This is a genomic window from Streptomyces fragilis, from assembly GCF_003112515.1.
Classification (GTDB): domain Bacteria; phylum Actinomycetota; class Actinomycetes; order Streptomycetales; family Streptomycetaceae; genus Streptomyces; species Streptomyces fragilis.
The window spans coordinates 1-13,456 of the sequence record NZ_BEVZ01000007.1; the positions used below are offsets into that span (position 1 = coordinate 1).

Annotated in this window: 13 protein-coding genes; 1 reads left to right on the forward strand and 12 read right to left on the reverse strand. The window is 73.6% G+C overall.

The features are described 5' to 3' along the window. The 12 genes from Sfr03f_RS23515 to pgsA all read right to left on the reverse strand — a co-directional run. A partial coding sequence (locus Sfr03f_RS23515) for a preprotein translocase subunit SecD (protein WP_108956205.1) occupies positions 1-1,367 on the reverse strand: 1,367 nt, incomplete at its 3' end. A 143-nt stretch (positions 1,368-1,510) separates the two neighbouring features. Continuing rightward, a complete protein-coding gene (yajC, locus tag Sfr03f_RS23520; RefSeq protein ID WP_108956026.1) occupies positions 1,511-1,957 on the reverse strand; it encodes a preprotein translocase subunit YajC in 447 nt (148 codons plus the stop codon). Positions 1,958-2,137: 180 nt separating this feature from the next. After that, positions 2,138-3,232 carry a Holliday junction branch migration DNA helicase RuvB gene (ruvB, locus tag Sfr03f_RS23525; protein WP_108956027.1) on the reverse strand — a complete coding sequence of 365 codons (1,095 nt, stop codon included), beginning with the start codon at positions 3,230-3,232 and terminating at the stop codon, positions 2,138-2,140. 9 nt (positions 3,233-3,241) lie between these two features. After that, on the reverse strand, positions 3,242-3,856 hold the full coding sequence (ruvA, locus tag Sfr03f_RS23530; protein ID WP_108956028.1) for a Holliday junction branch migration protein RuvA: 615 nt from the start codon (positions 3,854-3,856) through the stop codon (positions 3,242-3,244). Beyond that, positions 3,853-4,506, reverse strand: coding sequence for a crossover junction endodeoxyribonuclease RuvC (gene ruvC / locus Sfr03f_RS23535; protein WP_108956029.1), 654 nt, complete (start codon positions 4,504-4,506; stop codon positions 3,853-3,855). The genes ruvA and ruvC overlap by 4 nt, the downstream gene beginning before the upstream one ends. A 158-nt stretch (positions 4,507-4,664) precedes the next feature. Next, positions 4,665-5,417, reverse strand: coding sequence for a YebC/PmpR family DNA-binding transcriptional regulator (locus Sfr03f_RS23540; protein WP_108956030.1), 753 nt, complete (start codon positions 5,415-5,417; stop codon positions 4,665-4,667). Between the two features lie 47 nt (positions 5,418-5,464). Next, entirely contained in the window at positions 5,465-6,082 is a 618-nt protein-coding gene (pdxT, locus tag Sfr03f_RS23545; protein WP_108956031.1) for a pyridoxal 5'-phosphate synthase glutaminase subunit PdxT, read from the reverse strand. A gap of 8 nt (positions 6,083-6,090) precedes the next feature. After that, positions 6,091-7,002: a pyridoxal 5'-phosphate synthase lyase subunit PdxS gene (pdxS, locus tag Sfr03f_RS23550; RefSeq protein WP_108956206.1), complete on the reverse strand. Its 912-nt coding sequence runs from the start codon at positions 7,000-7,002 to the stop codon at positions 6,091-6,093. Between the two features lie 127 nt (positions 7,003-7,129). Beyond that, positions 7,130-7,672 carry a LemA family protein gene (locus Sfr03f_RS23555; protein ID WP_108956032.1) on the reverse strand — a complete coding sequence of 181 codons (543 nt, stop codon included), beginning with the start codon at positions 7,670-7,672 and terminating at the stop codon, positions 7,130-7,132. Positions 7,673-8,020: 348 nt separating this feature from the next. After that, positions 8,021-9,187, reverse strand: coding sequence for a glycosyltransferase family 4 protein (locus Sfr03f_RS23560; protein WP_108956033.1), 1,167 nt, complete (start codon positions 9,185-9,187; stop codon positions 8,021-8,023). Beyond that, positions 9,184-10,119, reverse strand: coding sequence for a phosphatidylinositol mannoside acyltransferase (locus Sfr03f_RS23565; protein ID WP_108956207.1), 936 nt, complete (start codon positions 10,117-10,119; stop codon positions 9,184-9,186). Before Sfr03f_RS23565 ends, Sfr03f_RS23560 begins: the two co-directional genes overlap by 4 nt. A 26-nt stretch (positions 10,120-10,145) precedes the next feature. Then, the gene (gene pgsA / locus Sfr03f_RS23570; RefSeq protein WP_108956034.1) at positions 10,146-10,817 is read right to left on the reverse strand and encodes a phosphatidylinositol phosphate synthase; all 672 of its coding nucleotides are present in this window, start codon (positions 10,815-10,817) and stop codon (positions 10,146-10,148) included. A gap of 316 nt (positions 10,818-11,133) precedes the next feature. Here pgsA and Sfr03f_RS23575 point away from each other — a divergent pair, with 316 nt between their 5' ends. Then, positions 11,134-13,332, forward strand: coding sequence for an elongation factor G-like protein EF-G2 (locus Sfr03f_RS23575; RefSeq protein WP_108956035.1), 2,199 nt, complete (start codon positions 11,134-11,136; stop codon positions 13,330-13,332). Positions 13,333-13,456 lie beyond the last annotated feature (124 nt).

The following is a 13,456-nucleotide window of genomic DNA, read 5'->3' on the forward strand; positions in this document are numbered from 1 at the left end:
GGCAGGTTCAGCGCGAAGCCGATGCCGGGGCCGAGCAGCGACATGATCGTGTAGGTCAGGACCGCGGAGACCGCCAGCGACAGCAGCGCGACGAAACCGAGGCCGCGGTAGTACGTCAGCAGGTAGATCACGACGAGCGCGAGGCCGATGGCGCCGGCGATCAGACCGCCCTGGAGCTGTTCGCTGCCGAGGGCCGGGGTGACCGTGGTGACGCTGTCCTCCTCGAAGGTCAGCGGGAGGGCGCCGTAGGACAGCATGTTCGCCAGGGCCTGGGCCTCCTCCTGGCCGAAGCTGCCGGAGATCTCGGCGTTGCCGCCGGTCAGCGCCTCGCTGACGCGCGGGTCGGAGACGACCTCGCCGTCGAGCACGATGGCGAACTGGTTCTGCGGGCTGGGCTGGGTGGCCAGCTTGCCGGTGATGTCGCCGAACTTCTTCCGGCCCTCGGAGGTGAACTCCATGGTGACGGTCCAGCCGGCGCCGGTCTGGGTGTTCAGGACGGCCTGGGCGTCGTCGACGTCGGTGCCGTCGACCTCGGCGGGGCCGAGGATGTACTTCTGCCACGGACCCTCGCCGTTGCGGCCGCAGGCGACGGTGGCGTCCTCGGGCTTGCTGTCCTTGCCGGCGGTGGCGCGCTGCTCGGGGTCGGTGCAGTCGAGCTTGGCGTAGGCGGCCTGCACCTTCTCGTCGACCGGCGCGGTGGTCTGCGCGGGCACGGGGTTCTCCGCCGGGGCCTCGGAGGCGCCGGTGGCGTCCGGGGAGGGGGTGGCGGTGGCGGCCTTGAGGCCCTCGGTCAGCGCACGGCCCTGGGGCGAGGCGGAGGCCTTCGCGGACGGGTCGGAGGCCTCGGGGGCGGAGGGCGACGCGTCGGTCTTGCCCGACGGATCGGCCTTGCCCGTGGGGTCGGCCGACGGGGAGGCCCCGTCGGTGGCGCCCGGCGTCGGAACCGCGGCCTCGCCGCCGGAGACGTCGAGCTGCACCACGGGACGGAAGTACAGCTTGGCGGTGGTGCCGACCTGGTCCCGGGCCTGCTGCGAGTTGGTGCCCTTGGGGACGTTGACGATGATGTTCTTGTCGCCCTGGGTCTGAACCTCGGCCTCGGAGACGCCCAGGCCGTTGACCCGGCGCTCCATGATGTCGACCGCCGTGGCCATGTTCGTCGGGTTGATCGCCGACTCCTGACCCTTCTCGGCGACCGCGCGCAGCGTGATGCTGGTGCCGCCGGCCAGGTCGATGCCGAGACGCGGGGTGGTGTGGCCGGAGACGAACATGCCTCCGGTGAGCGCCACCAGGGCGATCAGGATCAGGGCGAGGGCGCGTCCCGGCTTGCCCGGCGCGTTCGCGCTGCGGCCCTTCTTAGGTGCTGCCACCTTCTCGTACTCCCTCTCGGGCCGCCGCGCGCACCTGTGCGGTCGGCGGACGGCCATGACAAGTTCGGACCCCGTACGGAACGCGGGCGTTCCCCCCCGGGGTGCGCGGGGCGCGACCGGTCACCCCCCACGCCGGAGCGTGCCTACTTGGCGTCGGACTCGCCGTCGGTCTTCCTCGGCTCGTCCTCGGCCTTCTTGCCCAGGTCGACGACCTGCTCGTCGGCGACGGCACGGGTGTCCGCGTCGGCGTCCTCGTCGGTGAGGGAGGAGGCGTCGTCGGGGACGACGTCGTCCTTCAGCTCGGCCTCGATGCCGTGCACGATGCGGTTGTACTCGTCATCGGTCAGGACCGCGCCGATGGAGTTCTTCGCGAAGAGCAGCTCCACGCCGGGACCCGCGTCGAGCAGGACCGTCTCGTCGCTGACCTCCTTGACCGTGGCGTACATGCCCCCGATCGTCCGGACGCCGGTACCGGGCTGCATCTGATTCCGCATCTCGGCGGCCTGCTGCTGCTTCTTCTTGGCCGAGCGGGTCATCAGGAACATGGCCCCGATAAGAATGATGAACGGGAAAAGGGTCAAGATATCCACGGGACGGAGATTTCCTTCGCACGACCGCGATCGTGAGCGGCCTGTTGACGGGGGCTGGGGTGGGCGCCGCCCACAGGGGCGGCATCGGCGGAGTCTAAGCGAGCCCGCGCGCATGGAACAACGCCCAGCATGTCACCGGGGTTCCTTCCGTAGCGAGCTTTACCTCCCGTCACACGCCCCTCACGCCCCGAACAGGTCGCCTTGTCCGTTCCCCGCCGTCCTGCCCGCGGCGCCGGGCGCCGAGGCGCCCGGCGGGGTGAGCCCCAGGTGGGCCCAGGCCGCGGGGGTGGCGATCCGGCCGCGGGGCGTGCGGGCCAGCAGGCCCTCCCGCACCAGGAACGGCTCGGCGACCTCCTCGACCGTCTCGCGCTCCTCCCCCACGGCCACGGCCAGCGTGGACAGACCCACCGGGCCGCCGCCGAACAGCTTGAGCAGCGCCTCCAGCACGCCCCGGTCCAGCCGGTCCAGCCCGCGGGTGTCCACCTCGTACACCTGGAGCGCCGCGGAAGCCACCTCACGGGTGATGACGCCGTCCGCCTTGACCTGCGCGTAGTCGCGCACGCGGCGCAGCAGCCGGTTGGCGATGCGGGGGGTGCCGCGGGAGCGGCCGGCGATCTCGGCGGCGCCCTCGGCGTCGATCTCCACGTCGAGCAGCCGGGCCGAGCGGTGGATGACGCGCTCCAGCTCGTCGGGGGCGTAGAACTCCATGTGCGCGGTGAACCCGAAGCGGTCCCGCAGCGGCGGCGGCAGCAGTCCGGCCCGGGTGGTGGCCCCGACCAGGGTGAACGGGGGCAGTTCCAGCGGGATGGCGGTCGCGCCGGGGCCCTTGCCGACGACCACGTCGACCCGGAAGTCCTCCATGGCCATGTACAGCATCTCCTCGGCGGGCCGCGACATGCGGTGGATCTCGTCGAGGAAGAGGACCTCGCCCTCCTGGAGCGAGGAGAGGATCGCGGCGAGGTCGCCGGCGTGCTGGATGGCCGGGCCGCTGGTGATGCGGATCGGGGCGCCCATCTCGGCCGCGATGATCATGGAGAGGGTGGTCTTGCCCAGGCCGGGCGCGCCGGAGAGCAGCACGTGGTCGGCGGTGGCGCCGCGGGCGCGGGCGGCCCGCAGCACCAGGTCGAGCTGCTCGCGGACCTTCTCCTGACCGATGAACTCGCCCAGGTCCTTGGGGCGCAGCGCGGCCTCGACGGCCTGGTCCTCGCCGTCCGCGGAGGCGCCGACCAGCCGCTCGGGGGCGGTGAGGTCGTCGGTGGTGTCGTCCCAGTTCACCCAGGTCTCCTAGCGGGCTCGGTTGAGGGTCTGCAGCGCGGCCTTCAGCAGGCGCCCGACCTGCGGGTCGGCCTCCGCCTCGGCCTGCGGGGCGACCGCGTCGACGGCCTCGTCGGCCTCGCGGGCCGCGTAGCCGAGGCCGACCAGGGCGGCGTGCAGCTGCTCGCGCCAGCCGGCCGGGCCGGGAGCGAGGCCGGCTGCGGGGCGGGCGGGCGAGCCGACGGGCGCGCCGAGCCGGTCCTTGAGCTCCAGCAGCAGCTTCTGGGCGCCCTTCTTGCCGATGCCGGGGACGGCGGTGAGCGCCTTCTCGTCGCCGGAGGCCACCGCGCGGCGCAGCGCGTCGGGGCTGTGCACGGCGAGCATGGCCTGGGCGAGGCGGGGGCCGACGCCGCTGGCCGTCTGCAGCAGCTCGAAGACCTGCCGCTCGTCGTCGTCGGCGAAGCCGTAGAGCGTCAGGGAGTCCTCGCGCACCACCAGCGAGGTGGCCAGGCGGGCGTTCTCCCCCTGGCGGAGCCGGGAGAGGGTGTCGGGGGTGCACTGGACGGCGATGCCGATGCCGCCCACCTCGACCACGGCGGAGTCCGGGGCGAGGGCGGCGACCGGGCCGCTCACGAAGACGATCATGACGGGCGGCCTTTCGGTTGCGGGGTGTCGGCCTGCGGGGGGTCGACCGGGGAGGACGGGGCGCCGGGTGAGGGCTCCGGGGGGCGGGCCCTGGCCGGACGGGGCCGGCCGAGGGTGCGCGTGGTGTGCTGGTTGCGCAGTGCCTGCCGGTCCACCGCCATCTGCAGGCGGTTCTGCGCGGGGGCGCGCCAGATGTGGCAGATGGCCAGCGCCAGCGCGTCCGCCGCGTCGGCCGGCTTCGGCGGCGCGTCCAGCCGCAGCAGGCGCGTGACCATGGCCCCGACCTGCGCCTTGTCGGCGCGGCCGCTGCCGGTGACGGCGGCCTTGACCTCGCTGGGGGTGTGCAGCGCGACGGGGATGCCCCGCCGGGCCGCGCAGACCATGGCGACGGCGCTGGCCTGGGCGGTGCCCATCACGGTGCTGACGTTGTGCTGGGCGAAGACCCGCTCCACGGCGACGAACTCGGGCCGGTACTCGTCCAGCCACCGCTCGAGCCCTTGCTCCAGGGCGACCAGCCGGAGCGCGGGCTCGGCGTCCACGGGCGTGCGGACCACGCCGACGCCGCGCATGGTCAGCGGCCGCCCGGCGACCCCTTCCACCACGCCGACGCCGCACCGGGTCAGCCCCGGGTCCACCCCCAGTACCCGCACAGCGTTCGCCTCCTGGCTCGTTCCCGCGTTCGTTCACCTGTTCCCGCAGGCAGGAAGGCTATCGCGCCGCACCGACAGCAGGGCCGAAGCGAACGGCGGGCCGGGGGAACGTGTCCGTCCCGCCGGCCCGCCGCGGCGCCGCGTCCAGGTGACGCCCCTCAGGCGTCGACCTTCTCCATGACCTCGTCGGAGACGTCGAAGTTGGCGTAGACGTTCTGCACGTCGTCGCTGTCCTCGAGCGCGTCGATCAGCTTGAAGATCTTGCGCGCGCCCTCCTCGTCCAGCTCGACCTGCATGGTCGGGACGAAGTTGGCGTCGGCCGAGTCGTAGTCGATGCCGGCCTCCTGGAGGGCGGTGCGGACCGCGACCAGGTCGGTGGCCTCGCTGATGACCTCGAAGGTCTCGCCGAGGTCGTTGACCTCCTCGGCGCCCGCGTCCAGGACCGCGCCGAGGACGTCGTCCTCGGTCAGCTCGCCCTTGGGGACGATCACCACGCCCTTGCGGTGGAAGAGGTACGACACCGAACCGGGGTCGGCCATCGAACCGCCGTTGCGGGTCATGGCGACCCGGACGTCGGAGGCGGCGCGGTTGCGGTTGTCGGTGAGGCACTCGATGAGCACCGCGACGCCGTTGGGGCCGTAGCCCTCGTACATGATCGTCTCGTAGTCGACGCCGCCGGCCTCGAGGCCGCCGCCGCGCTTGACGGCCGAGTCGATGTTCTTGTTCGGGACCGACGACTTCTTGGCCTTCTGGATGGCGTCGAAGAGCGTCGGGTTGCCGTCCGGGTCGGCGCCGCCGGTCCGCGCAGCGACCTCGATGTTCTTGATCAGCTTCGCGAAGAGCTTGCCGCGCTTGGCGTCGATGACGGCCTTCTTGTGCTTCGTCGTGGCCCATTTAGAGTGGCCGGACATCTGCCTGTCTCCTTCGCGTAACCCATCACCTACGAACGGCAGAGATCCTACAAGGCTCCCGCTGTCCGCTTCGCCCGCACCATGTCGGTGAAGAGCGCGTGCACCCGGTGGTCGCCGGTCAGCTCCGGGTGGAACGCGGTGGCCAGGGCGTCGCCCTGACGCACGGCGACCACCGCGCCCTCGTGCCGGGCGAGGACCTCCACGCCCTGCCCGACCTTCTCGGCCAGGGGCGCGCGGATGAACACCCCCGTCACCGGACCGCCCTCCACGCCGGCCACCTTCAGCGGCGCCTCGAAGGACTCGTTCTGCCGCCCGAAGGCATTGCGGCGCACGGTCATGTCGATGCCGCCGACGCTCTGCTGGCCCGAGCGCGGATCGGCGATCCGGTCGGCGAGCAGGATCATCCCGGCGCAGGTCCCGTACACCGGCATCCCGGCCCGCACCCGCTCGCGCAGCGGCTCCAGCAGTCCGAACGTCTCGGCCAGCTTGGAGATCACGGTCGACTCCCCGCCCGGCAGGACCAGGCCGTCGACGGCGGCCAGCTCCTGCGGGCGGCGGACCGTGACCGGCGCGGCGCCGGCCCGGTCCAGCGCCGCGAGGTGTTCCCTGACGTCGCCCTGCAGGGCCAGGACGCCGATCACAGGACGGTCGTGCTCCGTCGTCATCTGCTGTGTCACCAGCCGCGGTTGGCGTAGCGCTCCGACTCGGGGAGCACGTCGCAGTTGATGCCGACCATGGCCTCGCCCAGGTTGCGGGAGGCGTCCGCGACCACCTTGGGGTCGTCGTAGAAGGTGGTGGCCTTGACGATGGCCGCGGCGCGCTTGGCCGGGTCGCCCGACTTGAAGATGCCGGAGCCGACGAAGACGCCCTCGGCGCCGAGCTGGCGCATCAGCGCCGCGTCCGCCGGAGTGGCGACGCCGCCGGCCGAGAACAGCACCACCGGCAGCTTGCCCAGCTGCGCGACCTCGCGCACCAGCTCGTAGGGGGCGCGCAGCTCCTTGGCGGCGGCGTACAGCTCGTGCTCGTCCAGGCCGCGCAGGCGGGAGATGTCGCCCTTGATCTGACGCAGGTGGCGGACCGCCTCGACGACGTTTCCGGTACCGGCCTCGCCCTTGGAGCGGATCATCGCCGCGCCCTCGGAGATCCGGCGCAGCGCCTCGCCCAGGTTGGTCGCGCCGCAGACGAACGGGGTGGTGAAGCCCCACTTGTCGGAGTGGTTGACCTCGTCGGCCGGGGTCAGCACCTCGGACTCGTCGATGTAGTCGACGCCGAGCGCCTGCAGCACCTGCGCCTCGACGAAGTGACCGATGCGGGACTTGGCCATGACGGGGATCGAAACGGCGTCGATGATGCCTTCGATCATGTCCGGGTCGGACATCCGGGCCACGCCGCCGTCCTTGCGGATGTCGGCCGGAACACGCTCCAGCGCCATCACGGCGACCGCGCCGGCGTCCTCGGCGATCTTCGCCTGCTCAGGGGTGACGACGTCCATGATGACGCCGCCCTTGAGCTGCTCGGCCATGCCGCGCTTGACGCGGGCGGTGCCGGTGACGGGGGCGGGCTCGGTGCCGTTGAGGGTGGACATGGTCATGCCTCACAGGGGGTAAAGAGGGGTGTTGTCCTTGTGAGGAAACGCCGCGGGGCGGGGGCGGGACAAGAGCCAATGTTCAGGTCGTGGCCTGCCCCGGGCACCCGCGCGGTGCGCCGCCGGGTCAGTTCACCCGCTCGACGAGGGCGGCGGGCGCCTCGTCGTCCATCTCGAAGGCCATCGGGAACGGGGCGTGCCCGGCCAGGCGGAACCAGCGCACCTTGCGGTGGCGGCGCAGGGCGCGGGCGGCGCGGACGGCGTCGTTGTGGAAGCGGCGGGCCATCGGCACGCGGCGCACCGCCTCGGCGAGTTCGCGGACCGTCTCCTCGCCGCCGGGGGCCTCGCGGACGCCCTCGACCTGCTGCGCCTCGGCGAACACCGCGCGCAGCGCCTGGCTGAGCTCGCTCTCGGCGATCTCCCGGTGTTCCTCCTCCGCCTGGCGGGCGGCGTGGGCCGCCTCGTACAGCACGATCGACGCGGCCGGGTCGAGCACGCCGGCGGTCGCCAGCTCCTGGGCGACGGAGGCGCGGCGCAGCAGCTGCGCGTCCAGGGCGGCGCGGGCGGCGTCGATCCGGGCGTGCAGGCGGTCGAGGCGGCCGGCGGTCCAGCTCAGGTACAGCCCGATCGCGACGAGGGCGACGAGGATCCAGATCAGCGTTGCGGTCACGCCCGGCAGCGTATCCGCCCGGCCCGAGCCCCCGTGCGGGACGGTTCCCGCCGGGGGCCGCGGCCCTGCGGAGCGGGGTCCCCGTGCGGACGGGGCCGACGGGGCCGGGGCCCTGGGGCCCTCAGGGGGCGAGGGCAGGCTCGTTCACCCCGCGGGCAATCGTGCCGCTGAGCGGTGCGGGTCCCCTCGGACGAAGTCCGGGGGGAGGGTGGGCGCAGGGCGGTGGGTACGCGCGGGACGGTTCGCTCCACGGGACCCGAGCCGCCCCGGGAGGCTGCCCGGACGTACCGGGAGCGGGCCGCACGGCCGAAGGCTCACGCCGGAGGGGAGGTGCCGCCCGCGCGGGGGTCAGTCGCGGGCGAGTCCCCAGCGGCGGGGGCGCAGACCCGTGGTGGCCTCGTCCGCCCCGACCGCCGCCGCTCCCGCCGTCACCGTCTCGTAGACGGACATGATGTCGGCGCCGACCGTCGCCCAGTCGAACCGCCGCACGTGCGCACTGCCCCGCTCCCGCAGCTCCGCACGGCGCGCGGGATCGCCCAGCAGCCGCACCGCCGCCTCCGCCAGCGCGTCCGCGTCCTCGTTGGCGAACAGCTCCCCCGCCACCCCGTGGTCCAGCACCTGCGCGAACGCGTCCAGGTCGGAGGCCAGCACCGGCGCTCCCGCCGACAGCGCCTCGACCAGGATGATCCCGAAGCTCTCCCCGCCCGTGTTGGGCGCCACGTACAGGTCGACGGACCGCAGCAGGCGCGCCTTGTCCTCGTCGCTGACCATGCCGAGGAACTCCACCCGGGAGCGCAGCTCCGCGGGGAGCGAGGCCACCGCCTCCTCCTCGTCGCCGCGCCCCGCGACCAGCAGCCGCGTCTCCGGCCGGGCGGCGAGGATCCCCGGCAGCGCCCGCATCAGCACCGGCAGTCCCTTGCGCGGCTCGTCGATCCGTCCTATGAACCCGATCGTGCCGCCCTGCCAGTCGGGGTTCGGCTCGGCCTCGGCGAAGAAGTCGACGTCGACGCCGTTGGGGATGACCACCGCGTCGCCGCCCAGGTGCTCCACCAGTGTGCGCCGGGCATACTCGCTGACCGCGATCCGCGCGCTGATCTTCTCCAGCGCGGCCTGCAGGATCGAGTACGCGGCGATCATCGCCCGGGAGCGGGGGTTGGAGGTGTGGAAGGTGGCCACGATGGGTCCCGACGCCGCCCAGCACGCGAGCAGTCCCAGCGAGGGCGAGGCCGGCTCGTGGATGTGGATGACGTCGAACGCCCCGTCGTGCAGCCAGCGCCGCACCCGCGCCGCGGACAGGAACCCGAAGTTGAGCCGCGCCACCGAGCCGTTGTACGGCACCGGCACCGCGCGCCCGGCGGAGACCACGTAGGGCGGCAGCGGGGTGTCGTCGTCGGCCGGGGCCAGCACGGACACCTCGTGGCCCTGCCGCACGAAGTACTCGGCCAGGTCCCGGATGTGGAACTGGACGCCGCCGGGCACGTCCCAGGAGTACGGGCAGACGATGCCGATCCTCACGCGGCCTCCTCCTTCACGTCCCGGTCGCCCTTGTCGTCCCGGTCGTCGAGGTCCGCGAGCCACAGCCGTTGCAGCATGTGCCAGTCCTCGGGGTGTTCGGCGATGCCGGACGCGAAGGCGTCGGCGACCCGCTGCGCCATGACCGCGCTCTTCTCGGCGCGCGTCCCGCTCTCCGGCACCTCCACCGGCGGGTGGATCCGCGCCTTCATCACCGGGGTGTCGTCGAACCAGAGCGTCACCGGCAGCAGCAGCGCCCCGGTCTGCTGCGCGAGTATCGCCGGGCCGGCCGGCATCCGCGCCTTCTCCCCGAAGAAGTCCACCTCGACGCCGGAGGCGGACAGGTCGCGGTCGGCGACCAGGCAGACCATCCCGCCCTTGCGCAGCCGTCGCGCCAGCGCGCCGAAGGCGGAGCCGCCGGTGTGCGGCAGCACCTCCATGCCCAGGCCCTCGCGGTAGGCGACGAACCGGTCGTACAGCGTCTCGGGCTTGAGGCGCTCGGCGACGGTGGTGAACGGGGTGCCCAGGTGGGTGGTGACCCAGGCGCCGGCGAGGTCCCAGTTGGCCATGTGCGGCAGCGCTATGATCACGCCGCGCCCGCCGCCCAGCACGTCGGTGAGCAGGTGCAGGTCCTCGGCCTCCACGCCGGCGGCGATCCGCTCCCTGCTCCACGCGGGCAGGCGGAACGACTCCATCCAGTACCGCAGGTAGGAGCGCATGCCGGCCTTCGACAGCTGGGCGAGCCGCTCGGGCGTGGCGTCCGGCACGACCCGGGCCAGGTTGCGCTCCAGCCGCAGCACGCCCGCGCCGCGGCGGCGCCACGCGGTGTCCGCGATGACGTGCCCCAGCCGCACGGCGGCCGGCTCCGGCAGCCGCTTCACGGTCGCCCAGCCCAGCCCGTACAGCGAGTCGGCGAGCTTCTCCCGCGCGCTCACCAGGCCCGCACGCTTCTCCCGCGCGCTCACGAGGCCGCCCCGGCGGTCCCCGCGGTGCCGGTGGTCCCCGCGTCCGCCTCGGCGGCCTCCCGGCGCACCGTGACCACGCGCTGGACCAGCGTCACCAGGCTGCCCACGGCGACGATCCACAGCGCGATCGGCAGCAGCACGTCGATGCCCGGCACCCCGAAGGCGTGCAGACCGGCCAGTCCGGCGGCCACCAGGGTGACCACCAGCCGCTCCGCGCGCTCGACCAGGCCGTTCACCGCGACCGGCAGGCCGATCGACTCGCCGCGCGCCTTGGTGTACGACACCACCTGGCCGCTGGCCAGGCAGAAGATCGCCACCGCGCACAGCAGCACGCTGTCCCCGCCGCCGGCGTACCACAGGGCGATGCCGCCGAAGATCGCTCCGTCGGCGACGCGGTCCAGGGTGGAGTCCAGGAAGGCGCCCCAGCGGCTGGAGCGGCCCAGCTGGCGGGCCATGTTGCCGTCCACCAGGTCGGAGAACACGAACAGCGTGATCACGATCGTGCCCCAGAAGAACTCACCCACCGGGAAGAAGGCCAGCGCCCCGGCGACCACTCCGGCGGTCCCCAGCACGGTGACCACGTCGGGGCTGACGCCCAGGCGGATGAGAAACGCGGCGAACGGTGTGAGAACACGCGTGAAGAATGCACGCGCGTACTTGTTCAGCATGGCCTTCCCGAGGGTCGTGGCGGCCGGCGCCCCTGCTGGCCACCGGCCCGGCCCATCGTAGCCACGCGCCCTGTGCGCCGAGGGCGGGGCACCCGCGGGGCAAGGTCACGTCCTGGCCACGGCCCCGCCTCGTCCAGGTCACGCCGGGCCTTTCGTTCCCTCGGATGGACGAGTCCCGGCGGCGGTGCGAAGCTCGAAGGGAACCGCGGGCGCGCGCCGGGCGCCGCCGCCGCGGTCCTCGGGACCGGGCGTCCGCTCCGGCCGGTGACGCTCACCGTCGCCGGCAGCCACTCACCGTGCACGGGAGGGCAGGATCATGGGCGACAGGAACAGCCACCACCCCGGGGCCGCCGGCAGGGCGACGACGGCCGACCGGCCCGCCTCCATCCGCAACGTGGTGCTGGTCGGCCCCACCGGATCGGGCAAGACCACGCTGGTGGAGGCGCTCGCCCAGACCGCGGGGGCGGTCAACCGGGCGGGCCGGGTCGAGGACGGCGCCACCGTCTCCGACCACGACGAGATCGAACAGCGCCGCCACCGGTCGGTGCAGCTCTCCCTGGTCCCGCTCGAATGGGACGGGATCAAGATCAACCTGCTGGACACCCCCGGCTACGCCGACTTCGTCGGAGAGCTCAGGGCCGGTCTGCGCGCGGCGGACGCGGCCCTCTTCGTGGTCTCCGCCTCCGACGGCGTGGACGGCGCCACCCGGGCGATGTGGGACGAGTGCGCGGCCGTCGGCATGCCGCGCGCCATCGTCGTCACCCACCTCGAGTCGGCCCGCACCGGTGTGGAGGAGATGACCCGGCTGTGCGCCGAGGCCTTCGGCGGCGACGACCCCGACGCCGTCCTTCCCCTCTACCTCCCGCTGCGCGGCCCCGCGGGCCCCGACGGACAGGCCCCGGTGACCGGGCTGGTCGGCCTGCTCACCAAGAAGCTCTTCGACTACTCCACCGGCGGGCGCGCCGAGCTCGAACCCGACGCGGACCGGATCCCGCTGATCGACGAAGCCCGCGACCGCCTGATCGAGGGCATCATCGCCGAGAGCGAGGACGAGGGCCTCATGGACCGTTACGTCGGCGGCGAGACCCTCGACCCCGGCGTGCTGATCGCGGACCTGGAGAAGGCCGTCTCGCGCGCCTCCTTCCACCCCGTCCTGTGCGCCGCGCCCGCCCCGCCCGGCGCCCGCCAGGGCCTGGGCACCGTGGAACTCCTCGACCTGATCACCCGCGGCTGCCCCGCCCCGCCCGAGCGCCACGCCCCGGTGGTGACCTCCCTCGACGGCACGCCCCGCGAGCTGCGGCTCGGCGACCCCGACGGGCCGCTGGTGGCCGAGGTCGTCAAGACCGCCTCCGACCCCTATGTCGGCCGCATGTCCCTGGTCCGGGTCTTCTCCGGCACCCTGCGCCCCGACACCGTCGTGCACGTCGGCGGACACGGCCTGACCGACCGCGGCCACCAGGACCACGACGTCGACGAGCGGGTCTCCGCGCTCACCAGCCCCTTCGGCAAGCAGCAGCGCCCGGTCACCCACGCCGTCGCCGGAGACCTGGTGTGCGTGGCGAAGCTCGCCCGCGCGGAGACCGGCGACACCCTCTCCGCCAAGGACGACCCGCTGCTGATGGCGCCCTGGGCGCTGCCCGACCCGCTGCTGCCGCTGGCCGTCGAGGCGCACTCCAGGACCGACGAGGACCGCCTCTCCGAGGGCCTGTCGCGCCTCGCCGCCGAGGACCCCACCATGCGGCTCGAGCAGAACCGCGACACCCGTCAGGTCGTCCTGTGGTGCCTGGGCGAGGCCCACGCCGAGGTCGCGCTGGAGCGGCTGCGGACCCGCTACGGCGTCCAGGTCGACGTCGTCCCGCACCGGGTGGCGCTGCGCGAGACCTTCGCGGGGCCCGCCGCCGGGCGCGGACGGCACGTCAAACAGTCCGGCGGACACGGGCAGTTCGCGATCTGCGAGATCCGGGTGGAGCCGCTGCCCGCGGGCTCCGGCGTCGAGTTCGTCGACCGGGTGGTCGGCGGCGCGGTGCCCCGGCAGTTCGTCCCCTCCGTCGAGAAGGGCGTCCGCGCCCAGGCCGCCAAGGGGCTCGGCTCCGGCCACCCGCTCACCGACGTGCGGGTCACCCTCCTCGACGGCAAGGCCCACTCGGTGGACTCCTCCGACGCCGCCTTCCAGACGGCCGGCGCGCTCGCCCTGCGGGAGGCCGCCGCCGGTGCGCGGCTGCACGTCCTGGAACCGGTGGCCGAGGTGGACGTGTTGATCGGCGACGAGTACGTCGGCTCCGTGATGAGCGACCTGTCCACCCGCCGCGGCCGGGTCCTGGGCACCGAACAGGCCGAGCCGGGACGGATGCTGGTGCGCGCCGAGATCCCCGAGCTGGAGATCGACCGCTACGCGGTGGAACTGCGCTCGCTCTCGCACGGCACCGCCGGCTTCGCCCGCCGGTACCTGCGCCACGAACCCGTCCCCGAGCACGTGGTGAAGCGGCTGCGCGAGAAGGTGGCGGCGCCCGCCTGACCTCCCGGAACCGGGCGGCCCCGCAACAGTGCGCCCCGGAACGGGGGTTGACCACGCCCCCGTCCTGGGCAGTCTGTGTAGTGCGCGACCGCGGCCCGGCCGGCCGGCGTCCGGCGGACGATTC

Coding starts and splice junctions, on each gene's coding strand:
- Sfr03f_RS23540 (WP_108956030.1), bottom strand. CDS start 5,417: ATGTCCGGCCACTCTAAATGGGCCACGACGAAGCACAAGAAGGCCGTC.
- Sfr03f_RS23575 (WP_108956035.1), top strand. CDS start 11,134: ATGGGCGACAGGAACAGCCACCACCCCGGGGCCGCCGGCAGGGCGACG.
- ruvA (WP_108956028.1), bottom strand. CDS start 3,856: ATGATCGTCTTCGTGAGCGGCCCGGTCGCCGCCCTCGCCCCGGACTCC.
- pgsA (WP_108956034.1), bottom strand. CDS start 10,817: ATGCTGAACAAGTACGCGCGTGCATTCTTCACGCGTGTTCTCACACCG.
- pdxS (WP_108956206.1), bottom strand. CDS start 7,002: ATGTCCACCCTCAACGGCACCGAGCCCGCCCCCGTCACCGGCACCGCC.
- pdxT (WP_108956031.1), bottom strand. CDS start 6,082: ATGACGACGGAGCACGACCGTCCTGTGATCGGCGTCCTGGCCCTGCAG.